General features: G+C 49.9%; 18 protein-coding genes. 6 read left to right on the forward strand and 12 right to left on the reverse strand.

Annotated elements, in window-relative coordinates; all coding sequences use genetic code 11:
• Positions 1-4 precede the first annotated feature (4 nt).
• The 9 genes from Pla110_RS17075 to Pla110_RS17115 all read right to left on the reverse strand — a co-directional run bounded on the left by Pla110_RS17075 (position 5) and on the right by Pla110_RS17115 (position 10860).
• Positions 5-898, reverse strand: a complete 894-nt coding sequence (locus Pla110_RS17075; RefSeq protein WP_144997420.1) for a hypothetical protein — start codon at positions 896-898, stop codon at positions 5-7.
• A 103-nt stretch (positions 899-1001) separates the two neighbouring features.
• On the reverse strand, positions 1002-2510 hold the full coding sequence (locus Pla110_RS17080; RefSeq protein ID WP_144997422.1) for a hypothetical protein: 1509 nt from the start codon (positions 2508-2510) through the stop codon (positions 1002-1004).
• Between the two features lie 192 nt (positions 2511-2702).
• Positions 2703-4346 (reverse strand): type II secretion system protein GspK, encoded by a 1644-nt coding sequence (locus Pla110_RS17085; RefSeq protein ID WP_144997424.1) that lies wholly within the window; start codon positions 4344-4346, stop codon positions 2703-2705.
• Positions 4343-5497, reverse strand: coding sequence for a PulJ/GspJ family protein (locus Pla110_RS17090; protein WP_144997426.1), 1155 nt, complete (start codon positions 5495-5497; stop codon positions 4343-4345). The genes Pla110_RS17085 and Pla110_RS17090 overlap by 4 nt, the downstream gene beginning before the upstream one ends.
• A gap of 88 nt (positions 5498-5585) precedes the next feature.
• Positions 5586-6038, reverse strand: a complete 453-nt coding sequence (locus tag Pla110_RS17095) for a type IV pilus modification PilV family protein (RefSeq protein WP_144997428.1) — start codon at positions 6036-6038, stop codon at positions 5586-5588.
• 110 nt (positions 6039-6148) lie between these two features.
• Positions 6149-6940 carry a pilus assembly FimT family protein gene (locus Pla110_RS17100; RefSeq protein ID WP_144997430.1) on the reverse strand — a complete coding sequence of 264 codons (792 nt, stop codon included), beginning with the start codon at positions 6938-6940 and terminating at the stop codon, positions 6149-6151.
• 59 nt (positions 6941-6999) lie between these two features.
• The gene (gspG, locus tag Pla110_RS17105; protein WP_144997432.1) at positions 7000-7497 is read right to left on the reverse strand and encodes a type II secretion system major pseudopilin GspG; all 498 of its coding nucleotides are present in this window, start codon (positions 7495-7497) and stop codon (positions 7000-7002) included.
• A gap of 132 nt (positions 7498-7629) precedes the next feature.
• Positions 7630-8760, reverse strand: coding sequence for a type II secretion system F family protein (locus Pla110_RS17110; protein WP_197440255.1), 1131 nt, complete (start codon positions 8758-8760; stop codon positions 7630-7632).
• Between the two features lie 390 nt (positions 8761-9150).
• On the reverse strand, positions 9151-10860 hold the full coding sequence (locus Pla110_RS17115) for a GspE/PulE family protein (protein WP_144997436.1): 1710 nt from the start codon (positions 10858-10860) through the stop codon (positions 9151-9153).
• A gap of 736 nt (positions 10861-11596) precedes the next feature.
• Here Pla110_RS17115 and Pla110_RS17120 point away from each other — a divergent pair.
• Positions 11597-12709: a lysylphosphatidylglycerol synthase transmembrane domain-containing protein gene (locus Pla110_RS17120; protein WP_144997438.1), complete on the forward strand. Its 1113-nt coding sequence runs from the start codon at positions 11597-11599 to the stop codon at positions 12707-12709.
• 88 nt (positions 12710-12797) lie between these two features.
• On the forward strand, positions 12798-14351 hold the full coding sequence (locus Pla110_RS17125) for a pyridoxal phosphate-dependent decarboxylase family protein (protein ID WP_144997440.1): 1554 nt from the start codon (positions 12798-12800) through the stop codon (positions 14349-14351).
• A gap of 169 nt (positions 14352-14520) precedes the next feature.
• On the opposite strand, the gene Pla110_RS17130 is transcribed toward Pla110_RS17125, so the two are convergent.
• Positions 14521-14985: a hypothetical protein gene (locus Pla110_RS17130; protein WP_144997442.1), complete on the reverse strand. Its 465-nt coding sequence runs from the start codon at positions 14983-14985 to the stop codon at positions 14521-14523.
• 373 nt (positions 14986-15358) lie between these two features.
• Here Pla110_RS17130 and Pla110_RS17135 point away from each other — a divergent pair, with 373 nt between their 5' ends.
• The 4 genes from Pla110_RS17135 (at position 15359) to rpsT (ending at position 18474) form a co-directional block, all read left to right on the forward strand.
• Positions 15359-16102 carry a sugar phosphate isomerase/epimerase family protein gene (locus tag Pla110_RS17135; protein WP_144997444.1) on the forward strand — a complete coding sequence of 248 codons (744 nt, stop codon included), beginning with the start codon at positions 15359-15361 and terminating at the stop codon, positions 16100-16102.
• A 114-nt stretch (positions 16103-16216) separates the two neighbouring features.
• Positions 16217-16726, forward strand: a complete 510-nt coding sequence (locus Pla110_RS17140) for an NUDIX hydrolase (RefSeq protein WP_144997445.1) — start codon at positions 16217-16219, stop codon at positions 16724-16726.
• Positions 16727-16828: 102 nt separating this feature from the next.
• Entirely contained in the window at positions 16829-18010 is a 1182-nt protein-coding gene (locus Pla110_RS17145; RefSeq protein WP_144997447.1) for an LptF/LptG family permease, read from the forward strand.
• 188 nt (positions 18011-18198) lie between these two features.
• On the forward strand, positions 18199-18474 hold the full coding sequence (gene rpsT, locus Pla110_RS17150) for a 30S ribosomal protein S20 (RefSeq protein WP_144997449.1): 276 nt from the start codon (positions 18199-18201) through the stop codon (positions 18472-18474).
• 286 nt (positions 18475-18760) lie between these two features.
• Here rpsT and Pla110_RS17155 read toward each other — a convergent pair whose 3' ends face one another.
• Positions 18761-19864 (reverse strand): DUF1559 family PulG-like putative transporter, encoded by a 1104-nt coding sequence (locus tag Pla110_RS17155; protein ID WP_144997451.1) that lies wholly within the window; start codon positions 19862-19864, stop codon positions 18761-18763.
• Positions 19865-20377: 513 nt separating this feature from the next.
• Positions 20378-25294, reverse strand: a complete 4917-nt coding sequence (locus Pla110_RS17160; RefSeq protein WP_144997453.1) for a hypothetical protein — start codon at positions 25292-25294, stop codon at positions 20378-20380.
• Between the last annotated feature and the right edge of the window lie 83 nt (positions 25295-25377).

Raw genomic sequence — 25377 nt, forward strand, 5'->3', positions numbered from 1 at the left:
AGATCTAAAAGCTCGCTGGAATTGCATAAGCTTGATCGAGGTTCTCACCGATAGAAAGCAGCCACTTCGAACCACCCGATTCCAGGATGACATCCGACTCGGCAATCTGCACGATTTTTCCAGTAAAGTCACCCACGGTCAGTTCTTCACCCGACTTGAGTTCCACCCGTTCGTCAGTCGCTCCTAAAGTGAACCAGGCTTCGGGCTGGCCGGTGAGCGAGGAGTAGGTAATGCCGGAGAGGCGAGTCAGGTTGACGGGATCGAATTCCCCACCGACAGAAAAGAAGTTCCGTTTAATAATCGGTCGGTAGTCGAGGACATCGCTATAAGCGAGTCGCTCCGAGGGTTCCTCTGTAATGAGATGATCACGCTTGACGCCTGCCATTGACAGGGCTTCGATACCCAATGAGATATCGATCTGATCCGAACTTTGCGAAGGAGTCAGGCTGAGTGAGTTAATTCGATGGAGCAAGTTCGTCTGATAGAACTCATACAGTAAAGCGGTAAGCTGCTCCAAATTCCCTTTGCCTCGCACAGAGAACGACAATGCGCGATAGGCGCCTTTTTTGGTGGAGACAGAGCTATTCGCTTCTACATTCGTGCTGGCAAGTCCTGCTCGGCTCACAAGCTGTAACAACCAGTTTTTATATAGTGCGCTCGCCCGGTCCACGTTTTCCGGCAAAGCCTGTTTTTCCCAGTGAGGAAGTTCCCTGTTGGCTTTCTTCCCTAAGTGGATCACCTTTTCGTAGTCGAGAATCTTCTCTTCTAATTTCTTCTGGCTACTCTCCAGTTTTTCTTTGGGGCCACTCACAAATGATTGCTGGATGTACTCTGAAGCTTGGAACAGCATCAGACCACCAAAACAAATATAGACCAGAATTTTCATACGTGGTGACATGGTTGGCTTCGACTCGCGAGGTAATAACGTTTCTTGTTGAAGAGCCCCTGATTTCAGGTGGCTCGAACACTAACTGTGAAAGTTAATTCTACTTCTGTTGTATTCAGTTACCTGTTTTTTCTCGACCCGATGTAGACTTGGTTGCCGTTTCGGGAACTTCAGCTTGATCTGTTTTCGGTTGCTCCAGGTATTCGACTGGTTCTCGCTTATTGACGCCCAGCGTCGCGTCGTAATGGGACCCGTAGAAATCACCCACGCGTTCTTTGACGCGGGGAATCCGAATGCGGTGATGTTTGTCGGACAGACTTTGTTCGAGTTCATAAACGATTGATGAATCGCGAACGAATCCCTGGAAAGAGATTTGCCCGGCCGCTCCCCGACCTTCGGGCGCTAACGAGAGCGACATCCGTTGGATCATGGCATCTTTACTGGGGGGTAATTGCACGGAGATATCGCGTAGCTCGTCCAGCCAGTTGATGTTTCTTGCCTCCCAATCCTTTAGAGCCTTCAATTGCCGAGCCGGGGTAATTGCTTTTTCGGCAAGTTCTTTCTTGTTCGAACGCTCAACGGTCAGTGCAGCGACTTTGTCTGTAATATCGGCCAGCTGGTCGTCCAGATACATCCATCCCGCCGCAACCAGAGCAACGACACCGGCGGCAATAAGAATTTTTTGACGGTTCCGATTGGGTGGTGGTGGTGCTTTCCGAGGATTAGCAAAATCGAAATCAACCGTCTCGCCTTTGCTGTGCTGCAACATCATCCCTACTAGGGACGCGTATCGTCCCGGATCAGTCGAGATGGTAACTTTGGAAGCGCCGACGGATTCGAATACTTCATAAGCTCCGCATTCTATTTGGAACTCTTCTTGCACACGAAGAAAGAGATCCAGGTGCTCTTCACCGCCGAACACGTAAATATGTTTCACCGATTCGGCTGCGATCTGTTCCTGCGTAATCAACATCAGCGTCCGATGGATTTCCGCGAGGATCTTCTGATGCAGTTCAACAGCGCTGGTTTCATCGGGAAGTTGTATTGTTCGAGAAATTTTGACCTTTCGATTTTCAACAACCGTCAAGTCGAACGAATCGCTCAACATGTTGATCAACAGGCAGGGCTCATCAATACCGCTGGTTAAAGCAAACAGTCGTGCGGCCGCATAAGGTCGTAACTGAATCTTGGAAGGATGAATACCAGCGGCCTCGGCCGTATTGATAACCTCGGTTTGACCAGCAGAGGAAATCGCAGCAGCAGTAACGTTGAGCGCCCCTTCGTCTGTAGTTCCTGTCGTGATGAAGTCGAGCGTCGACTCTTCCGTAATCGTTGAGGAATCTCGCATCGCCTGATTTGCGACCATCAAAGGAAGCTCGTTGTCGGAGACAACAGGAACCTGCATCTGCAGCAGTTCGACCTGGCTACGGTTCACGCCCAACAAGGTGAAGGCCTTGCCCGCGCGAATCATCTCGACGGCATCATGTAACGCGGAGCTGACATCTTCATCAGGTTGAAGATACACCGCTTCAACTCGTTCAATGTGCAATTCTTTCCGACGGATGAAACCTACCACCAGACGGATTTCTTTGCGGTCCCAGTCGACGGCTAACAGACGAGCCATATTCAGATCCACCGTAATTTTATCAGAGTATTGTTTTGTATTATAATGAGTCCATCCATCGTTCTAAAACTCTTCATTGGCAAGCAAAGTTCAAACTGAACAGGACAGGATTCTCAGGCATGACTTATAGGAAATGGTCGGAATGATTCCGGTTTGGGATGATCCGGGGAGGACGGATTCTGGCAGGGTAGGTCAATCGAGTGCTGAGGACGAAGTCGAGCTGGAACCGGCTGATTCAAACTCCGATTCGTCCAGTTGAGCCCCCAAAAGTTCGGGAGGGAAAGGTTGGCCCTGCATCCGCAGGTCAGTCCATTTTACCACCCGGGGAGAGCCCTGGGTACCGTCGATTATGACTTCTGCCCGCATCGAGGGGCCAGTTTGATCGTAAAAACCGACAACTTGTGCCTGATAGACATTTCCTCCACACGTGAGATAGGGAATCAACTCCTCCATTTTCTCCAGCGTAACCGCCTCTTCCAACAATGGCCAGATCGCATGTTGCCGAGATGCAGGATCGGTACTGGACTGATTTTCACGTGCAGATTGAATTGCTTCCAACGTTGGATCATCCATTCCCGGAACCGCCTTAAGGACAGGAGCCGGAGCAAGATTCAAGTTCACTTTGCCGATGAGGACTGGCTCCGAATCGACGGTCAGATTCGTAAACAATTTTGTTAATTCATCGTCAGGACCACTACCACTCCCACTCAGCGGACTCGCGTAAATCACTTCGTCCTCTTCCCCGATAGCAGGCTTTTTGATGGTTGTTCCAACTAACGCCAGAAGATTGTTAATCGGAAATTGAACCGGCTTGGAATAATCCATCGTAAGACTATCAACCGGCTGGGCACTGCTAAAGGCGGCGGGATCACGCTTTTCTGCCGCTTGTCCGTACTGACGGTAAGCCACGATATAATTGGCCCACGCCGCCCCTAAGCTCTCGGTGACTGCAGCATGTAATTGTTGTAGATCGGCTTGGTTCACATTGATTAAAGGTTCACCTGTCGCATTCTCATTTCGCTCGGCACTGTGAACGGTCAGTAACCAAGTCCAGGGGAAGGTATTGTCGTCTTCCAGCGATTCAGAACTTTCTTCGTCTGTTTGCAGACTGAGTTCATTCGGATCGGTATAGAAATCGTAGTTAAGATCTTTTCCATACAATATTGATCGATTGACATCGCGAACCAGCAACAGTTCGTCCAATGCCAGTGGCACCCCGTTACGAGCAGAATATGCGGGCGACAGGGCACCGTAATATTCAGATTCGGCCCCCTGACTACGAGCCTCTGAATCAGTGTCGATCCAGTCGAGTAAAGCATTAGCGATCGGTTCGGTCATGTGCGGAAGTTGCAGAAGTGCGTTCACACCTGAGCCCGGTTCGTCCGCTTCCCATTGAGCTACGGCATGCAGGTTGAGTTTGGCCGATTCATTGGAGGGGCCATATTGAAACTTCGCTGGAGTTGTCGCCTGAGGATTCACTGAGAGAATCGTAAACCGACCACGAAAAAACGAATCCGATTCACCGTAGACCAGAACTCCTTTATAGATTTCTTCCGCAGCAGTCTCTTCTTCAAAAAACTCCTGCCGCTGTTGATCTGTCTGCGCCGCGAGTGCTTGCACGACTGCGACACCCGACTGAACCAGGTTCTCAGCTTGTAATTCGTCCCCCCGCATATAGACCGCTTTGTTTTCGGTCATCAAGGCATTCAGAAATCCATAACCGGCGAGACTGATCAATACGATTACCATCATCACGATGACAAGAATCATCCCCTGGCGATCGGGAGATTGTGACCGAGTTTCAATTCTCGATGGGTTACTTAAGAGCTTCTTCATTCTGATGCCTCCTCGTCGAAGTCGTCATCTGAATCCGATGATTGCAAACGAGAGAGAGCAGAACCCGGCTCAGATTCTCCTGAACTGGAACTGGCAGACGAATTCTGAAATGCGGTTTTAAGAGCGATCACTCGGCGATACTGAGGGAGTTCTTCTTCACCATCGTTCAGCAAGGTCTCCAGGTTTTCTTCGGGATCCAAAGCTTCCTCATCGGCCGCGATTTCATCTTCTGTAGGGATCGCACTCTCTTCAACTTCACTTGCATACCGTGCATCGAGTCCTTTTTCGTAATCAAATTCGAGCGAGATTTCGATCAGTACAGGTAAGGCATTCCTGAACTGAGAATCCCAACTTTCACTCCAGGTTTTGCCGTCGGAATATCGAAACTCGACTTCGATGATTTCCGGAATCCACAAGAACTGATCGTTGTTGAGATCCGCTGCAAATATTTCATAGGGCTCCATATCGTTCAGCAGACTGTCGCTGAGAAACTTCTGATCGTCGCTGGTCAGTTCGTCTTCGTCTAACGCGACCTCTTCATCTTCCTCATCGGAATTCAACATTAGGGCCGATTGCCAATCCAGTTCACGCCGAATTAAACCTGTCGGCAGAGAATCGTCCGAGGAGTATTCCTCTTCAGGTTCCGTAAAGTCATACAGAACAACGCGTAAATCAGGGGCGAAGAATTCCGCTTCTTCCAGTTCGCTACTCAGGCTTCCGCTCTCTTCTTCATCTTCTTCCCGAGGTGGACGAGGGGGACCGGGTTTGAAGGTATTGATGCGTAGACTGTTACTCGTTCCTGTCAGGCGGTATTGAGGTAACGTACTTATTCCTGAAGAGGACGAACTTGAAGAACTCTGAGTGCTCTCCGTGATGGCACCCGCGAGGGCTGCTTTCTGGCTTGTCTCCAACTGCGTCACATCGACCAAACCGCTGAGGTCGGTCGAGATTTGATCCAACACTGCCCGGGCTAACCGCGATTCAGCTGCAATCCGCTGGCCGGTATCAAATAAACGGGTATAAGACGTGAACAGATTCCACAACCCGGCCATCAAGACGGCGGAGAGCAACAAAGTCATCAGCATCTCGATCAGAGTGAAACCACCCCGTCGATGTGCCGCTTCTGATATCTTGTTAGCTCGTGTTAACATGGAAATCAATCTACGATTCACGTAGTCGTTAGATGTTATTAGTCTTCGTAAAATCTCGTTTGAAATATTGGCCGCTAAGGATAAGAATTCAATTATCGAGTTCGCTGAGATAACTGTCGGTGATCTCTTCTCCGTCGCCTGACTCGCTCGAAGAAGTAGACATAATCCAGCGCACTAATTGGAACCGTTGAGGTCGTAGAAACTTTTCTTCGTCCTGCCAGACTCTGATCGTCAACTTCGTGAGAGGAAGTTTTTCGTCGGGTTCTGTTTCGACGGCATAGTGCCAATCTTCATTGTCCTCCCAGACCGTATCGTCCGTCGACTCCATCGCTTCCATACCGCTGAGCATGAGATTCATTTTCTGCTCACAGAATAGCTGGGCTGTCACCATCGATTCAGAAGAGCGGGCGCTGATTCGTCCCAGGTTCGCAAGCTGGTCGAGCACGACCAGACTACCGATCAGAATCGACGAAGCGATCAGAACTTCCATCAGGGAAAATCCCCCCCGAGTGTTCTGCATTCGAACTTCTGTGCGTTTCATGATTCAAGTCCAGGATCAGGTTTCACGAATGGACGATTGGGAAACGTCGCCCTTCCCTGGCCACTTCCGCCCGTTTTCCTGAACGGGAACGTGAACAAACTCTTTGCAGATTACTCCGCTGGCAAGTTGATCTCTTGAGAGGAATTTCCTCCGTCCAGCAAGTCTTCACTGTCTGCGGGATCGCCGTTTTGCGCTTCTTCCGGACTAAGCTTGTGAATTCGCCCAACCGATGCCTCGCCCGTCAGACTTCGTAATTGCAGGTCGATGGAATAATTGGGATTCTGTTCCAGAAATATCTGGCCTCCCGTACTTTGACCATTGGGGAAAAAGATGACCGGTCGCGACCAACCATCGTCATCCATCCAGACTTCTTTAACGTCCTGAGTCGTTTCCTCTTCGATTGAACGACGACGTCGCTTCAAACCAGAAAAAGCAATTCCGGGAGGCAATTCGGCCAACGTCAATTCTTCCTCATCGTCGCGCCCCAACAGGGGCTCTTCCTCGAATGAGGAGGAGAGCTCTTCTCCATAAGGAGAAACGGAAGTATCAGTTTCCATCTCCGAAGAAGAATCTGAAAGCAAGTCCGACTCTTCCTTCATCTCTTGATGCAGTTCCAGCAATCCAGCCGGGCAGGGAGTAATCTCGTAGATCCCCTTACCCGGTTGAAAGCGGAATTTCTGAGCGACACCGGACTCGATCGCTTTCAAGCGAATCTGAGAAAGCTCATGACTCACCTGTTTTGCCGCTGACTCCAATTCAGTTCGCTGTAACGTCGTACGCAAAGAGGGCCATGCCAAAGTGGAAACGACAATAATTAACGATAACACCACAAGGACTTCAATTAACGTGAAGCCCTTTCTGCTGTTCGTCGATTTCTCAATTACTTCGTTTCGCTCCGACACACTGTCCTCGCTTACATTTCAATTAAGATGCACAAGTTAAAGTCACGCGTGACCTTAGATTACTCCAGATCGGAAGCATCCAAGTCTCCGCCTGAGTCTTCACCATCTTTGGAACCTTTGGCACTGGTGATATCATCTTCGGTGCCATCTTCGCCATCCGGTCCGAAAGACCAGATTGTCGGCTCACGGTCGCCCGCTTCGTATTCGTACTGGAAGTCATTGCCCCAAGGGTCAGCAGGAATTTCTTCCATGTAAGGGCCTTCCCAGTTGTCGGCGTTCCCAGCTCCTTCGGCATCTTCTGAAGGCTCTTCAACCAGAGCGGCCAGGCCAATCTCGGTCGAGGGGAAAGTCTTCATGTGATACTGGTAAAGTTCTAGAGCACTCTCGAAACTCTTAACCTGAGTGAAGGTCGCGTCGACATCGGCTTTTTCACGGGTACCGAGAATACGAGGTCCAACCATGGTTGCCAGCAGCACAATAATGCCAAGCACAACAAGAACTTCGATCAGCGTAAAACCTTTTCGCTGACGGGTAGTGCGGTTAATACGTTTTTGCATCGTATAAGATCCTTTCGAATTTCAAATCTGTATCTGAATTGGTTTTTGTTTTGTTTGTGAATCAGTTTAGCCCCGATGCCTATTCGCTTCATTGAGACGAATATCGGACCGGACTTTATATTTTTTGCCGTTTTAGACGGAAGTACTCGCTTCGATAATAGGCATTAAAAGTGCTATCAAGATAAACAGAATGATGACCCCCATCAGGATCAACATGATTGGTTCCAGAAGTTTCACCATCGAATCAAGTTTTCGATTGGTCTTGCGATCGATCCCTTCCGAGATATTGATCAGCACGTTTTCCAGATTGTTCGACTCTTCCGCGATGCGAATCATTGCCATCACGTCATTCGGTATCAGTCCACATTGCGACAACGGTTTAGACAATGTCTCACCGGAAGTCACGTTCTCGGCCGATTTGGCAATCGCCATGGACAACACTTTACTGCCCGATGAATCCTTACTGATTTCGAGGGCTCGCAGTAAGGGGACGCCGTTTTGCAACAACGTTCCTAGAACACGAGTGAATCGAGCGACCGCCGAACCCAGAAAGATATTACCAGCAACAGGAATTTTCAAACGCCAGCGGTCAAACTTCAGTTTGCCGTCATCAGTCGCCATCCATTTTTTAAGTGCAACGACGCCACCAATGAGTGCGACTCCCAGCAGTACGCCATACATACTTCCGAGAAAGTCGCTGATGGCAAGCAAAGCCACCGTCGGACCTGGAAGTCCCCCTTTTTTCTCCAATGACTTGAACAATGGTTCGAACTTGGGAACCAGAAAAATCAGAATACCCGTAACGGAAATAATGCCGACTACTAGAAGGAAAGCAGGATAAATCATCGCTCCCTTCACTCGAGCTTTCATCTCTTCCTGTAATTCCAGAAAGTCGGCCGTTCGTTTGAGAGCATCTTCAAGGAAGGCCCCCTCCGAACCGGCGCGAACCATGCTCACTGTTAGTTCATCAAAAACATTTGGGTGGCGTCCGACCGCTTCTTCGAGGTTGGAGCCTTCAACCATGCGATCATGAACGTCCGTTAAAACTTCTTTGATATCCGGATTCGTTGCTTCCTGAGACATCAGCTTGAGCGCTTCCAGAATCGAGACACCATTCACCAACAGATCGGACAGTTGAGTCAGCATCTGTGAAATCACGTCCGCTTTAATTCTCTTGGAGAACTTAAAACTGAAGTTAAACGGTGAACTGGCATCTTTCGCATCTTCGACCAGCAATGGAAACAGCGAACGCTCGCTGAGCATGTTCAATGCTTCGCGTTTCGAATTCGCTGTGAGCAGACCAGTAATCTGATCACCGCCAGCAGATCTCGCTTTGTAAGCAAACTCAGGCATGATAGTGAGAGAAAAAGCTCGTTTTTCAGGTGGGACATTCAACCGTTCGAGACAAGAATCCCGATAGCTAAACGTGGATATAAGGTAGGACCGGAACAGGACTTCCGGGAATATTCAGGCGGGGTATCAACTCATTTTTCGGATTGTAGATGGGCCGAAAACAGGAGCTAATCGAATTCAAGGTGAGAAATCATCAGGTGGGTCGAGGTATTTTAGCCGTCCGCTGGCCGATTGCAGAGTCCAAAAATCGCGGTAATTGCTGATTCGACCACATTTTTCTGAATCTGAACCGATTTGTGATTAATGGTCCGCTTTCGCTACGCGAATTACTTCATCGACGGTCGTCCGGCCATCAATGACTTTTCTCCAGGCATTCTGTCGTAAAGTCTTCATACCACCGCGAATAGCGGCTTCTTTGATTTCAGTCGTGGTCCGCGCTTCCGTTGCCATCTGCTTGACCTCGTCATTCGCCACAAGCAACTCGTAGATACCCGCACGACCAGAGTAACCAGACCCTCGGCATTCCCGGCATCCGACTGATTTATAAAGGTAACCCGTATTCGCCGCTTCATATTCCTCCCAAGGGAAGTCGGAAGGCATAATGTCTCTGTCGGGTTCGATTTTTTCCTTACAGTGAGGACATAACCTCCGAACCAGCCGCTGGGCCAGAATCCCTTCCACTGTACTGCTCACCATGAAGGGTTCTACCCCCATGTCGCCCAGTCTCATGAATACACCGGCGGCATCGTTGGTGTGTAATGTGCTGAAGACAAGGTGACCCGTCAGCGCTGCTTGAATCGCATTCTCTGCCGTTTCCTGGTCACGAATCTCCCCCACCAGACAGACGTCCGGGTCATGACGGAGAATCGCACGTAAACTGGTAGCGAATGTCAGGCCAACCTTGTGGTGCACCTGAATCTGGTTAATCCCTTCCAGTTGATATTCAATCGGGTCTTCTGTCGTGATGATCTTTGTGTCGTCACTCTTAATTTCATTCAGCGCACTGTATAACGTCGTCGTCTTACCAGAACCGGTTGGCCCTGTAACAAGTACAATACCGTGCGGTTGTTTGATAACTTCACCAAACTGCTGATAAATATCCAGATCCATTCCAATCCCTTGCAGGGTGAAATTCATCCGGTCTTTGTCGAGCACACGCATGACGACCGATTCACCGTGTAACATTGGAATGATAGAAACACGAATGTCGATCTCTCGTCCGGAAATTTTCAGTTTGATACGACCGTCCTGCGGAATTCGTTTTTCGGCGATGTTCATCCGCGACATAATTTTGAGTCGACTGGTAATTGCTGCCTGGAAACGATTGATCTCGGGCGGCATCGGTTGAGTCTGCAAGACCCCATCGATTCGATAGCGAATCTTAATTCCCTTGGCCTGACTCTCAATGTGAATATCACTCGTGCCTGAATTAACGGCTTCAATCAGAATTTCATTCACTAACCGAACCACCGAGGCTTCCTGAGCCATCGCGGAATCTTCGGACGAATCAAAATCGAGGTCTTCCAGAACTTCCAGTCCGCCCGCGTCCTCATCCTTCTGGGCCATCAGCCCTTCGACAGTCTCGGCTCCTACTCCGAAATGTGCCTTAATTAATTTGATCAGTTCCGTGGGCGCAGCAACGGCCGCTTCAATACTTCGGCCACATTCAGCAGCGATTTGGTCGAGTGAATTGACGTCGAATGGATTTTTGGTCGCGATGATGATTGACTGATCATCCGTCTTCCCCACAGGAAAAACTGTGTAGCGGTGAATCACTTTTGGCGAAAAAGTGTGTAACAATTCTGGATCGATTTCGTAATTAGGAATATCGATGAACGGCATTCCCATCGTCAGCGCAATGGAACGGAGTACTTCTTCTTCTGATTCGAAACCGTACAACCGGGCAAATTCATCCAACCGACCATGCTCCGCGAGAGCTTCCCGGGCCAGTTGCAGATGTCGTCCTTCCAGAGGACTAATGTTCGATGAGGTTGATTGAGAAGAGGCCATAGTAGTTGATCAGTTCAAAGTGGGTTGTGTTGACAACACAGGATGAAGAAACCAGGCGAATACATTCGTTTCGCCGTAGGTCGCCGGAAAAATGCCGATCTCGTCTAAGCAAATCAGACGGAATATCAGCAGATTCGTTTACCGACAACGATGTATTTCAGGGATAATTGACAGGAGCGACGTTGACAGGAACAACATTGACAGGAGCAACTACGCATGCCAGCATTCCTCTCGATGACATTCTTCATACGGGAAAAACATCGCAGAGGATAATAGGTGCACATTAAGAAAAGAAGAAGGAGTGCATGGTGAGTGCCAGTCGGTCGCTCATGGTTTCCCATAAGCCAATCATGTTTGGTAAAGGAGACCGCAGACAGATCAGGAGGCAATAAAGGCGAGAATGCAAATTAAAATCGCCCGAGAGAGGCATCCCGGCTATTTAACCTGCACATCAGGTGGGAGGGAATTCAACCTGTTTTAGACTTCGTTCCCCATATTCAAGTTACGAAGCCAACAGCCAAACGTCAAGACTTTTGTTCGCTATCGGCCACCGACGTATACGCCAGAACACCTATTATCACCTGAATTAAGAACAAATAGCTCATTCCGCTATCCCTTCGCTGTTCCTGCAGATTTCCTCCAGCGATCTGGTCGCATTCAGAATGCGCTTTATTATATGCTCTGAAAAGATTTGCCCAGCGACTTTTTATCTACGCGGGTGATCGTCTTCTCCAGCATGTCCCCAAATCCGATCCGGATTGGTTATCGACTTACAGGGTATTTCTGGAAAGAGTTCTTATTCACTGCGCTGCCCGAGGAAAGAGGAGCTGCACCCATTAAACGGAAACAGTATCTCTATTTAATTGCCGGCTTGCTGGTCTCAGTTGTCTGCCTGATCTATGCGTTATATGGCATTGAATTCTCCGAGCTGATAGATGCCTTCGCTCAGGCAAATTATCTATCGCTGCCCATCATGTGGTTTTTCCTGTTTCTTTTTTTCCTGCTCAAAGGTATTCGATGGAAATGGTTGCTGACCCCTATCGGTGACTACCCACTGAGCAAAGTTGTCCCTCCCATGATGATCGGCTTCATGGGGAACAACATCTATCCGGCTCATCTGGGGGATTTCATCCGGGTTTATGTCTTTTCCAAACGGAATAACGTGCCTTACGTGGCAATTCTGTCTGGAATTATATTTGAACGCGTTCTCGACCTCATCGCGTTACTGGGACTAACTGGCTGTGCCTTGTTCTTTCTGCCTGACGTCGACGAAAACGTGCGCAAAGCCAGCCTGCTATTCGCTGCGGGCACGGTCATCGGCCTAAGCTTCCTGTACTTGTACGTTTTCTTCACCGTCCCCTTTCTGAAGTTTTGCCGCAAGCTCTTGTTTCTGGCTCCTGTTTCAATCCAGGATAAAATTCTGAATCAACTCGAACTGGCGGCAAGTGGATTCAACGTCTTGCGTAACCCGAAACTGCTGATCATATTATTGCTGAATTCGTTTCTGCAATGGGCCTGCAATGCGACAACAATCTATATCGCACTCTGGGGTTTCGGAGTGGATGTTTCCCCGCTCGCTGCCTGTCTTGTGCTTGGCGTCACTGCGTTTGGAGTAATGATCCCCTCCTCTCCCGGTTTCTTTGGCGTTATCCAACTCTGCTTCATGGTCAGCCTGGTACCGCTTGGTGTCGCGAAGTCAGACGCTGTTGCAGCGTCGTTTTATTATCACATCTGCCAGTACGTGCCAGTGACGATCGCCGGTTTCTACTACATGTTTAAAGTTGGGCTGCACATGAAGGACCTAGAAAATGCAGCAGATGTTGAAACAGAAACGGGAACAGAGACCTGAACATAGCCAACCGAAATGGACGTAGATAGAATGAAATTCTTCAGCCCATTTCAACCGTTCTGATCACTTTGCTCTGGCTTCCCCACGCATGACCACTGACTTTCCGGACGCCCTACATGCTCCCCTGTCTCGGGTTCAAACGGCTTTTGACCCCGCTCTATTTGCCGAACTTTCCGCTGAATGGCGAACCTGTCTGCTGGCGCATTTCGAACGAGTCGCCAACCGTGAGGAAAAAGTTCTCAACTGGGATCCTCCTTACGCGAATATCGCGTTGGCTCGTCAATACCTGCAACAGGGCACTCAACACCAAACTGACCAACACCCAGTCGACATGAAGTCCCAAGTCGACTTGGAAGATATTTCCCTTCGCTTTCGCCAATTACTGCAGGCCAGTCTCGATCATGGTCAAAACCTGCATCACCCCAGGTACATTGGTCATCAGGTACCCGCATCCGTTCCGCTCGCCGGTTTGTTTGATGCCATGGGCGCCGTCACGAACCAGGTCATGGCCATTTACGAAATGGGGCCTTGGGCAACTGCCGTGGAAGGGGCTCTAGTACAGGAAATCGGACAACGACTCGGTTTCGCAACCAACTCTTTTTCCGGACTGGTCACCCACGGGGGATCTCTCGCTAACCTGACTGCTCTTCTGACCGCCCGGAATGTTATGTTAGAGAACAGTTGGACGTCCGGAATGCATTCCCGAACAGACTCACCTGTTATCGTAACACACGAAGCGGCGCATTACGGCATCGCCCGCGCCGCAGGCATTCTTGGCATCGGTACAGACCACATTCTCAAGGCAGGGCTCGATTCCAGGCATCGACTCGACCCTGTCCAATTAGACCAACTCCTGACAGAATTACAGTCGGCCGGAAAAACGGCCATGGCCGTTACCGCCTGTAGCTGTGCCACGCCGGTAGGTGCCTTTGATCCGCTGGAAGAAATCGCAGAGGTCTGTCAACGACACCAGGTTTGGATGCACGTCGATGCCGCACATGGGGGAGCCGCGATGTTCAGCGATCGACATCGACATCTCCTCAAAGGAATCGAACTTGCCGACAGCGTGATCTGTGACGCTCATAAAATGATGTTCGTCCCCGCGCTGTGCGCGTTCGTTTTCTATCGAAATCGCGATCACCGGTTCCAGGCGTTCCAGCAAAGCGCTCCCTATCTGTTCGACCCATCGGCTCCAGGCATGGCCGAGATCGACAGCGGAATGCGAACCGTCGAATGCACGAAACGAGCGGCGGCGATGGGCCTGTGGGGTCTCTGGTCTCTCTTAGGGGAACAAATCCTGTCCGACATGGTCGATGTCACGTTTGAACTCGGTCAAGTCTTTCATCGAAAATTGACAGACGCCCCCGACTTCGAAGTCCTGCATCAACCGGAATGCAACATCGTGGCGTTTCGCTATCTACCAGAAGAAATACGCTCGTCACCACAAGCAGACAAGAGCGCCTTTCAACGAAAGTTGCGGCATCGCCTGATTGAATCGGGACAGTTCTATATTGTGCAGGCAGAAATTGATGGGTGCGCGGCACTCCGAGTCGCCATTATGAACCCCACGACCACCCCCGGCGATCTCGACGACTTACTCGATGCCTTACGCGTGTTGGGCCGGGAATTGTTCACCGCTTAGCCGATTCCAATTGGCCCGGCACCTTCCCTAATGCAGGTACCCAAAAAAACCAGAACAGGTCGCGATATCGCAACCTGTTCTGGGTGTTGTACTTCATGCTCGCTTGTCAGACTACAAGGGAATGAGCCTGCCAGTAGGCGTATCCATTCGCGGATACTCCCGGCGGTTCTTACTTCCGGAAAAAGTCATCCGGTCCCTTCATGGTGTAATATGGGTACCGTACGATGCTGCCCGGTTGATTGCTGGGATATCGCAGGTTGTTCGGTTGTTCGTAGCTGTAGCTGTGATGGTGAGTCGGGTGCCAGGGAGTGCGGCAAATCATTCCATCGGGTCCACCCGGAGGGCAACCATTTCCATAAGCACCACCCGGAGGGCAGGTCGGACAGGAACCATCACCGTAACCGCCGCCATATTCTCCGCCGTACTGAGGACCACCGACGCTGGACTGGTGATACAAAGAGACATCCGAGCCATGATCCATAGACGCAGCCATGTAGGCTCCGCCTGTCTGTTGAATCCCCTGATTTCCGGCAGCAGGGCTCTGACCGCGGACGATAGATTGGTTCGAGGCACAGCCTGTGCCAAGCATTGCCAGTCCCAACAATGCCATTCCGTAAACATAACTTGACTTCATAACTCTCAATTCCCTTGTTGTTACTGCTGTTCTCGTTTGCGGACGAAACTGGCGAGAGATACGAAGCCGATTTCGTCAGAATTAGGAAGCAGCGGATCCGCTCAAATTCCCGCTGATGTTCTCAGACGGAAGGCATTTTTTACGAATTCTTTCGCGCTCTATAATCCTCTATCGGAGCAAAGCCAGATTAAAACTTAGAAACAACACCCCCGATGCGACCGGATTTACAGTTGCAGGCCATCAACCTTGCAGAATCGATATAATCGCGATAAATTACCAAAACGGGCTGTCTTAGTTTGTTCGACCATAAACCCAGAACAAGAAGCGCCCAAGCGATTCAAACTGCCTATTTTTGGACAACGGAGGGTCCCGAGTGTTTATAGCTGCGTCCACACATTGTTTAGGTGACTTAAGTTTCGCCGACGCCTGCCGACAGCTTTCGGAATTGGAATACGACCGCGTCGAAATCTGGATGGATGAGAATAGCAATCATCTAAAACCCTCTTATGTAGCGGCGGACCCGGAACGGTTTAATAACCAGTTTCGGGAAATGTCCCGTCTAACCCCGGTTGCCTTCAGCGTTAATCACGATATCGATCTCGCAACACTGACCGAACTGGCCAAAGCAGCCAAATTGATGCGGTTCACGCAGATTACCGTCCCCGCTGCCCCTCTGGGAACTCCGTTTAATACTGAGATCGACCGCCTGCGTTCATTCGTTCAGGCAACCTCTATCGAGGGAATCCAGGTCTCTATCAAAACGGAAATCGGCCATCTGACCGAAGATCCCCGCACTGCAGTCGAACTCTGCCAGTCTGTCAAAGGACTTGGTTTAACTCTCGACCCCAGCCATTACATTTGCGGTCCCCTTGCTGGGAAATCGCACGACATGGTCTACCCGTACGTCAATCACGTACAACTACGAGATACCTCTCCCAAACAACTCCAGGTGCAGATTGGACTGGGTGAAGTCGATTACAATCGATTGATCAGCATGCTCGAGGCACAAGAATACAACCTCGCCCTCTCCGTCGAATTGCTCCCCGACTTGTTGGACAAGGAAGAACGACCTCTCGAGATGCGAAAAATGCGGATGCTGCTCGACTCTCTGCTGTAAGACGGAAGTCCTGGAGATACCCACCCCAGAGGAGGTTCGTTTAGCGGCTTAAACTCTGCTTTCCAAAGTCTTTTAAGCCCGAGTTCCACCGCACCTGTTCTGGAAAAAAATCACATGACCGAAGAAATATTCGATATCGTCAACGAACGAGACGAAGTCATCGGTCAAGCTCCGCGATCACAGGTTCACGCTGAAAAACTGCTCCACCGGGCCGTGCATGTTTTTGTCTTTAACTCCCAAGGTGAGATGCTGTTACAAAAGCGAACCGCCACTAAAGACGAATACCCAAACTGCTACACCTCTTCCGCTTCCGGCCATGTCAGCGCTGGCGAGACCTATGACGAAACTGCCCCCCGAGAACTGGAAGAAGAACTCGGTATAACGGGCAATCTGCAGAGATTGAAGAAAATCGCGGGTACACCGGAGAACGCATACGAGCATGCTGTTCTCTATCAATTAACTAGCGACGCCCCCATCACACCCGACCCGGGTGAAATCGCCTCAATTTGTTTCCTTTCTTTGACCGAAACCGACAGACTGGTCGCGAAGTCTCCTGAGGACTTCACTCCTCCCTTTTTGCAGCTTTATCGCTGGTATCGGGAACAAGATCATTCGAAGGAATAAGCGTCAGAGGCTGGGCGCGACTGCCACTTCCATCTTGACTCAAACCGCCGAAATCCTTATTACGACGACCTTTCCAGATTCTTTCCTCATTGGCAGGATGCCATGCGGTTACTACAGCGATACATTCTAATGGAACTCCTCCGCGTGTTCGTGCTACTGCTCAGCGGTCTCACGATCATGCTTGTCTTCGTGGGAGTCTTCCGCGAAGCGACCGAGCGAGGTCTGGGACCTGTTCAAGTCCTGCAGATCATGCCCTATATTATTCCCAGCCTCCTGCCGTTTACGATTCCTGCCACATTCCTGCTGACGGTTTGTGTCGTGTATGGAAGAATGGCGGGCGACCTCGAAATTACCGCAGCTAAAGCGGCTGGAATCAACGTCCTTTCGCTACTCTGGCCCTCGTTTATTATGGGAGCCGTACTAAGCCTGTCTGCCCTGCTGATGACGGATCAGGTCATTCCCTGGGCCATGCACAACATTCAGAAGCAGGTCACCCTGGCGATGGAGGACATCTTCCTGGATATGCTGCGTTCGCAGGGTAGCTTTCGAGACCGGGACAGGGGAATATCGATCACCGTGCGCGATGTTCGCGAGAAGACGTTAATCGAACCAACCATTATTTATACGCCCAACAGAAATACCCCGATCACGCTACAGGCCACCTCGGCCGAAATCGCCTTTGATCTGGATACTCGGGAGATCATTCTTACCTTCCGGGAACTCCGCGCCGGGCTTCCGAGCCAATTTTCCCTGTATACGAATGACGATCGGGAGTTTCGGTTCCCGATGCCCGATGCCGTTCGGGACCCGAAACCGCGACACTTAACAATCCGAGATATCCGCCACAAATCGGATTCTTTAGGGAACGAATACGTCGAGAATCGGGAATGGCTGGAGATTGAATCCGCATTTACGGTCGCCATGGGAGATTTTGATCGCCTGTTCGACTCGTCCCTCACCAACCACGATGCCCAGGCCGAATACAATGAGGAAGAACTGCGCAAGCTCGATACCGAGGTTTTTTCCCGGTTTTCGATGTCCAGTTCCTGTATCTTCTTCGCTCTATTAGGCGGACCCTTCTCGATTGCACACGGCCGCAAGCAGTTCCTGACCAACTTCTTCCTCTGCTTTATGCCCGTATTACTCCTGTATTACCCGGTTTCGATGCTGATGATGACTCTATCCAAGACTGGTACGGTTAACCCCGTTTGGGCGATGTGGATCGGAAATCTCCTCCTGCTAATTGCCGCCGTAAGAATTATCCGCAAAGTACTCCAGCATTAAGTAAACATAAGAACACTTCCCAACCTACGTTCTTCCGTCTGAAATCGGGACAAAACAGGTGAAGTCGCTGGAATTTTGGATTTGGCTCGGCTATCATCCTCGTTCGCATGAAATCCGGGGAAGATACGTCAGTATGTTCTTTTCGGTTCTAACTACATAACCCTTTAAGCTGACCGTAATGTCGTCCTATGCCTAATATTCGATCTGCCAAAAAGACACTCCGAAAGAACGCCGTCCGTCGCTTGCGAAATCGCATCCAACGAAGTTCACTGCGTTCCGTCCTCAAAAAATGCCGCGAGGCCGCAGAAGGCACCGATCAGGAAGCGACTCAAGCCGCCTTCCGCTTGGCTGTCAAACGCCTGGACCAGGCTGCCGCAAAAAACCTGATCCACAAAAACAAAGCCGCCCGCTTGAAGTCACGACTTTCTAAAATGATTAAAAAGTCGACCCAAGCCTCCGCCTAATTGCGGAATCTGCTCCTCGCGAATCGCGACAGCAGATCCCTTAGCGATACAAAACATCAAAAGACGCCTGTGACGAATCTTGTTCACAGTCGTCTTTTTTTGCGCCCCTCATTAGCCGCAAGGCAGTATGTCATTCCCTCGCTATAAATAATCTCACTCAACGATCCCAGAGTCCCACCTGAATATTATGGGGATTCATACAGCACACAAAAAAAGGGCTGCCCATACGGGAGCAGCCCTTGGAGATCTCTATTTCCTATGTCGCCTATATCTGAAAAGTCAAGCTTTAGTCAGCAACGAAAGTCTGACCTTCACCGACGTATTGCCCAAACCGAGAGCCATTTGTGGTCAGAGACCTAGTGTAAACTGCTGTATCGACTGCCTCACCCATCGTTCTGACAGAACCATCACATAGTCCAACAATAACTACACCGGGATGGTTTGAACTTGGTCTCGGTGCCTCGCCAGGCTGGGCTGATTCTCGATTCGCATTAATTGAGGCATTATCAACGCCAGTGGGAGCATCTTTCAAATCGAATGCAACTGCTCCCTCACCTGGACTCGATCCATTGAGTAAACGAAGGGCTTCTCTGGTTCCTAGAGCTGGATCAAGGACATCATCATCTGATGCATCCCTCAGGCCAATCGCACCCGTAGCTAATGCAATATTGGGCTTACCAGCACCACCTACAGCTACAGAAACCCCAAAGGCGATATCGCCAGTTGCAGAAGACCTGAAGTCTCTTGATTGAATGTTCTCTGCAAACATTACAGTATTGGATAGACCATCACCATTACTGATATAATCTAATGTCATTGAAGAGACAGGATTCGCCGTGTTAGACGGGCGGAAGAATACACCGGTTCCTCGAGCAATAACACTATCTCCTGAATTAATTGCATTATCACGATTCCAATCGATACTTTCTAGTATGAATGAATAATCAGGTGTGCTATTCCCCCAAACATCTGCAGGCATAAACCCTCCGTTGGCAGCATAACTCAAACCGTAGGGCAGGCCAGTGCTGTTCACGTCATCGGGACAAGTAAAGACCCCCAAGACCAGATTCGTAGGAACGATTCCGGTTTCACGAACCTCTCTATCCACGGCAGCTTGGTCGACAAATCCCATCAAAGAAATTGGCCATCCAAACTCGGTCCCTCCTATTTCCTGAGCCAAGACAGGTAATTTTCCGCCGCGGGCACTGGCATAGTTATGAACTGCCAGCGACATGTTCTTCATATTATTGCGACATTGCAGCACTCGAGCAGCCTCGCGTGCGTTCTGCACGGCGGGGATGAGCAGTGCCATCAGGGTACCGATGATCGAGATAACGACCAGCAGTTCAATCAGAGTAAAACCGCGACGGCGGCGTGACATGATTTTCATAAGAGATCTCCAGTGAGTTACAGGGGATTACGGAAGCCTGTTTACAATTTCAACAGGAATTCACCTGCGATTTCCAGCCGTCCCGAAAAATTCGAACGGGCGGAAATCAAATTAGGCTTCCTCAATCCAGGGAATTCGTTTTCAGGAACGCCGCTTAAACGATGGCATTCCTGGCCTTTTACAATCCTGCCGCGGGGAGTGGCCCTGCTCATGCGACTCAAACAAAGCCAGACGAACGTCTGACTATATTTTCAAAATTGACTTTAAATTTCAGAGGAATTTGATTCGACCGTTTCCGGTTCACCTCGCGTCCTGAATTCGCTCCTTTTTAGTAGATAAAAAGGCGCATTCCAAGTCGTTAAGCAGGTAAGGCCTGCTTTCAGTTTACCCGTTGAAACAGATTTCGAGTCTGAATTCGGTAAACGGTGCACAAATTCCAATATCTATTATAAACACATTTCCAGTTACGGGGTTAGGATAAATCAGAGAATTCGGGTTCCAGTTAAAAATTCATCATTTGATGTTCAACCGATGCAAAACGAGGTCTGTCCAGTCGAAATCATCGTCTCCAAACCTTAACGTAAACCGGTCATTCGGATCCGAGGAAAAATCATCCCCCTGCAATGTTTCAAATGCTTTCGACCGGTCGACCACAAACATGCTGCGATAACCAGGCGAATCGTCCAATTTCCCCCCAATCCGGATCGACCCATCGCTCTGCTCGGCCGCTTCAAAGAAGTCGACCTGAACAAAGACAAAGAATACATGGCTCCGGTTCGTCGAATTATTCACCATCTTGGCAAGCAGACGCTGAGGAATGGGATAATCTAAACTGTCAGACGCACTTCCAACTTCAAACAGACGGCGAGTAGGATCGATCGGCAGCTGCCGAAGCATAGTGTGTTCCATACTTTGATCTCCGTCTTCCACGAAGCTGAAATCGCGGAAAGGACGAGAACCAGGCATTCCAGGCAAATACATGCCAGTCACTGGATCCGGTCCCGGAGTCACTCCATTCCACACTTGATCGCGAGATTGAATGAACTGAACCCACCAGTCCCGTGCCGCTTCACTGTTGGCATCAGGAAGATAGACACTGTTATTCGGAGTCAGGTCGAGCGTAAACAAACGAATTTCATCCATCAACGCCCCAAGGACTTCCGGAGCCCGGACGGTATTCCAATTGATCTTACCCGGAAGACGGGTGTGATCCGGATCATTTGCGTTGAACGTAATTGTGGGGTCATCAACATTAGAATCGTAACGAGGTATCTCGACATAACCGAACAGTCGATACCAGCGATTGGCCGCTAAACCTGTCACAGGATCAAGGAAGAAGTTAACGCCCGCTGTATTCCTTCCGTCCATATGAAGCCCGAGATTGGAACCGCCGAGAATACCGTCTGTTAATTCCGTCGGATCGTACAACGGCACAGACAATAGCTCGATTGGAGAATAAAAGTCACGATCAAAGTGAGGCTGCCAAATCGTGTAGCCTGTTGATAAGTCAGTCGACGCATGAAAGTTCTCTCCACCAATCGTGTTTCTTACCATCGACAGGTCGTTCGAAACATCAACATCATCCGTCAGGGGATCGAATGAGACATTAAAGTCGTTTCGGTCCAGTTGTTCTACGCGTTCACGAGACAAAGGACTTCCGGCAGTCAGTTTGCTGATGACATCAGTCCTTACGTCAGCTCCACTGTCCAAAATCGCACGCGAATCATCTAAGTCCAGTGTGAAGATGCCGCTGTCTTTTTCAATTTGAAACTTATCTACTTCAACCCAGACGTTGTCAGAGACGGCTCCCAGTGAGAGAGAGAGGTCATCCATCTCTGCTGGATCGACTCCACGCATTGTGTTCATACGGCGTTCCAACGTCATCGTGATCGTCGTTAAATCGGCGACCAGATCTTCGCCCCCCATCAAGGGGTCGTCAGGAATACTCCCCATCAAGTGAGGTTCGGCCGGATCTCCCGACATTCCTGATTGCCCGATCGGTGTTCCAGTGTTGTCCGTTAGTACGTAATCGTAATCGATAAAGTAAGAAGGATCACTTTGCATTACGCCGGGAATATCGGGTGTATGTGTCGCCAGATCAAGGAACCGAAAACCATACTGTTTTGGTGCGATAATATTAGCGGGGTCGTTGTCACTGAAGTCGACAGGATTGACCCCGTCTTCGTAGTTAACATCAACCCGCATTTCACCGTGCCACTGATCCGGGGTGGCCGCTCCAGGATTAAAGTACGAAGAAGAAAGAATCACATAATGATCTCCAGCAGGAATGACCTGCTCTTTACGGATCGTCAAATACTCTTCGTAGATCGTCCCGTTGACGTCATATTCCAGTTTGAGCCGCCAGACACCATTGTCGTGGAGGTCGGTCGTATCGATTCGCGTATTAACATCACCAGTCGCGTCAACGTCAACACCATTGTCGAGATTCACAGAGTACGGAACCGTGTTTTTCAATTCGATATAAACGAACTTCTGTCGATCAATATCATTCCATTCCGTCGCATTGAGATTAAGCGAACCAGAGGCATTAGGCTGTTGCTCTGTCAGAACGACGTAAGCTTCGTTTAAAACGAGTTCTTGTGCTTCGAGACCGTAGACCAGATCACGATCACCCCCTTCATTCATATACGGGTTATCGTCCAGTCCCCATCCATTCGAAAGATCAAAGTCGAATTCAAAGATGTCGATCACATTATCGCGGTCCATCTGATTAACCGCGTTTATCGCAAATTGGGCAATGTCTGTCTCGTTGATGACCGGATCGATTGCAAAAGGTCCTGTGACGTCGTTTCCATGTCCGAGGACATAGAGCAGCACGTAGATATCTCGAGCCATACGTTGACGATCCGTTCGAGCCCAGAATTCCTGCTCCTGTGGAGTCGAAAACAAACCAGTATAAATGAGATGGCCATCATCATCAGACACCGAGTCATCTCGGTTATTCGCATCTGCAATCCAGGAAGTATCCACCACCGTCGAGTCCAGAGACTCCGGGTGAGGGGTCAATCGACGCAGGTAAGGGTTACCGTTTGTGTCCAGGTCGACGATATGATTCAAGCTCATTAACCTCTGCAGAAGAGTTTCTGGTACATCGGTTGGACCGGGAGCCGTCAACTCCACTTCCAACCAGCGTCGTAATGCCAGGCGGAAGGGATCCGCTTCCATCGCTAAATATTCGGCTGAGTTCGTAAAGTCTAATACAGTCGAGTCGTACGCACTTACTTTGGGAGGGAAGTTGGTTCCACTATCGTATTCCGCAGCACGATTTACACTGGGTGTTGCGTTACGGGCTTTGATGTCGGAACTGTGGGTGGTCAGGTTTTTGCGAATTTCGGCTGCGCGATTATTCTCGCTCAAGTTCCATGGCATCAACTGAGTTAAACGCGATGTCACTGAAGAAAGTTCGCTATCAGAATCAGAAATCTGAAGCGGTCCGTTTTCCGAGATATCAAACTGACTATCCGGGTTCAGTGCCTCCAGCGGAGCCCAAATATTGTAATCGGTCTCCATCTCATAGGCTTCGTCAATCAAGGCCTGGGTAATCAGTTCCTCTTCCGGTAATCCGGCGTAGGTATTCTCGTCGAGATCGTCCCCATTGCCGGGGTCACCGTCCCAGATGGAATAAGACGGGTACGAATAATTCACGTATTTCAGCCACTTCGAAGGCGTATCGGTGCTGAAGTTCAGCGTCTTGCCATTATTGGGTGACGCGATGGTTTGATAGATGTCCCCCGCCCCTCGCAAGTCGAGCGGATGAACGGCAGTCTCTCCTGAAATTCCGACCGGCGTATTGCCGTTGTCGTCATTATTCATCTCCCCGGGTTGAGGATAATCAAGTCGGTCCTGCGAAGCATACAGAGTATCGAAATCGGTAATACCATCATCGCCGTATCGACCGAGTACCGTCTCTTCGACATTCCCCGCATTAAACGTCATTTTAACCGAGTTCGCCCACCACCATTCCATGTTGGCCATTTCGAACTGGTTAGTCGTGGTATCCGGAGTACGGTTGAAGAAGTCGATGTGGTCCGCTTTCGCTGACGCAATATCGCCTGGGGTGTTGAAGTCGGCATCGGTCGCCGTGAAGACCCACAGTGGATTAACTTCCGAGGGAGATAATCCCAGATTCGATTTCGAGATGAAATCGGCCAGGGAATCAGCATTGTCGTCACCGAACACGGAACCGCCAGTCAGATCCACGACACCATTAATGTTTCCGTGGGCGTTCAGGTTCACTAACCCATCGGCATCTAGAATCGTAATCGCATACATGGGAACAAAGTAACGAGTTCCGTCAGGTGTTTCCTGAATGGGAAAGTCGAGGTCCATCCAGATCGCTTCCTTGACTCCATCCCCATCCGGGTCCGCATCATAGGAATAGTAGGGTTGGGTATATTCTTTCCATTCAGCACCATCAACCGGCGGACCGGTGGGGCTGTCGACCAGCACGCGGAAATAAGTTCCCGAATAAAAGACCCACTCGCCGAAACTGTAAGTATGCGATCCATCGTAAGCTTCCAAAGCCCAGACGCCTTCGCTCCATGTTTCATTAGGATTATTGACAGGATCAAAATCGGGGAATGGAAACGGCGTGGAAATTCCTTCAACAGATCCCGAGTTGTAAAAGTAACGATCTGTTACAAAACCACTGCCATCATTTGCTTTGTGTCCTTTATTCGCCCGCATTGAGAGTGGAGAATAACCAGAATCGTTCATCCAGTCACGAAACAATTTTACTCGTCCAGTACTGTCCTCTCGCAGGACTTCCGGGCGGTGATACGACGGTTTTACGACCAGAACGGGGTTGTTATTAGAATCCAGACCGTACCCTCGATAGGCCAGAAAAGTGTTATTGAAGTCGGGAGCGGTATAAGGGGCGTCGGGGGTGTAGTCAAAGTTGTTATTGAACACCTCAAAGATGCCGCCATTCGCCGCGGGCGAGGCGTTCATCCAGGGTTCCGATGTTCCGTCGTCACTGCCATCGTAATTGTTGTCGAAAACTGGCAAACCTGAGTCGAGCATCAGGTTGTAGCCTGTACCCGAATACGGATGCAGGTCGGCTCCAAACATATTTGGAACCAATGCGTGTCGACCGCCACTCAGAGCACTATGAGGCAAATCGGCCGGGCCCCCTTTGATGATTTGCTCCAGCGCCCAGTTCATCAGGGCTTCGCGGTCGAAGTCGGCGACGTTGCGGGCTTTGGCGCGGGGGGTGTTGGCGAAGTATTCGCTGTTGGCCTGTTGTTGTGACGCCATGCTGTAGGCGAAGAACCCAATCACCATCATTAAACCGAGTAGCGCCAGCACGACAACGAGTGTCGCTCCTTCTCGGTTGGATGATTTGATCGGACGTGTCTGACAAAGCCCGTGGTCCGTCAGTTCTCTGCTTTTTTTCATGGTGATAAACATTTGAGTTCATTCCTCTCTGTGGTAGAGAGCCGTGGCCCGAACCGGCTGAAAACTGGTTCGTAAATGGTTGTATTTCTGAATCG

It is taken from the genome of Polystyrenella longa (genome assembly GCF_007750395.1).
Lineage (GTDB): Bacteria > Planctomycetota > Planctomycetia > Planctomycetales > Planctomycetaceae > Polystyrenella > Polystyrenella longa.